The sequence below is a fragment of the uncultured Sunxiuqinia sp. genome (assembly GCF_947495665.1).
GTDB lineage: Bacteria > Bacteroidota > Bacteroidia > Bacteroidales > Prolixibacteraceae > Sunxiuqinia > Sunxiuqinia rutila.
The window spans coordinates 1-1,261 of record NZ_CANLZV010000038.1; the positions used below are offsets into that span (position 1 = coordinate 1).

General features: G+C 30.3%; 1 protein-coding gene. It reads left to right on the forward strand.

From position 1 onward, the window contains the following. The first annotated feature begins 105 nt into the window (after window positions 1-105). A complete protein-coding gene (locus tag Q1A18_RS18940; RefSeq protein WP_299584702.1) occupies window positions 106-1,188 on the forward strand; it encodes a phospholipase D-like domain-containing protein in 1,083 nt (360 codons plus the stop codon). The last annotated feature ends 73 nt before the right edge of the window (window positions 1,189-1,261 follow it).

Consider the following 1,261-nt stretch of genomic DNA (forward strand, 5'->3'; position numbering starts at 1 on the left):
ATAGCAAAATAACAATATCAATTATTATTACTAATTTAACAGCATGCCAGAACGATGGATAAAATACTAGAACGTTATAGGGTATTAAAATAAACACCTCAAATATTGAAACAAATAATTAAAATATCGGAGACTATAGAAGTTATACTTACCCAAGGAGTCTGTGGATATGAAGACGTACTGAATGATTTTGAAAATGCAAAGCATATTAGAATTGTGACGTATAACATTTCAAAACAACTTGAAACTAGGTTAAATAAATTAAGACAATTAAACCAGAACTCAGATATAAAGATAATCACAAATATTCCTGGAAGATTTGAGCAGTATTATGGTGCAGCTAAAGAAAGGGCTAATAAGACTATCATTGATTATATGAAGAAATTGTCTCCAAGTAATTTCACAAACGATTCCTCTTCATTTTTCAATTTTAATAATCATTCGAAAATCTTTGCAACCGAAAACATTGCTTACATAGGTTCAGCAAACTTTTCTGAAGAAAGCGATAATAATTTTGAATGTGGGGTATTGTTTACAGATAAAGCAATTGTAAGTAAACTTATAAATGAATTGGTTAGCTCAATAGAAAATGACTCAATCTTGTATCTAGGGAAAAAGCATGAAGAACTTTTAATTCTTATTCAGAATGTTTTTTCGCAATTAACCATTACCTATAATACATATAAAGGACTTGTTAGTAATGAGTATTTGACTGCAAAGAATGGAGAGTTTTATTATGACCCAAATATTAATAAATTTAATTTGTCCCACATTGAAGACCTTTTGTCAGCAGTATTCCAGTTAGAAGATTTTCATTTTTCTGATCAATTTCAGAAAATGATTAAAGCCTCAGAAATTAAATACGATTTTCAACGAATTAATAGAATAATTGATATTGTAAGTTCTGAGAGTTCAATATTCAATTTTGCATCATTTGATTTCTCCAAAACCGTTGATGATTATATGAGTGAAAATTCTATAGAAATTGTGGAAGAAACATTAGAGGAATTTTCGCAAAATTCTATTCAGAATGCTAGTGACACAAAAGAACACTTAATTGGAATATGTGAAACAGAATTCATTGATTTATTTGAACTAGTTGAAGCAGAATTAGAGAGCTTAAAAGAAATTATTGCATATTTAGAACCAATAATAAGTGAGCAGTTTACAATCAATAACACCCTATAATCGAGTGGGAAGCCGCTAGGCTAAAAGCCTAGCGGGGAACCCCTCACACCACCCAGCGTACGGGTCTCGTACT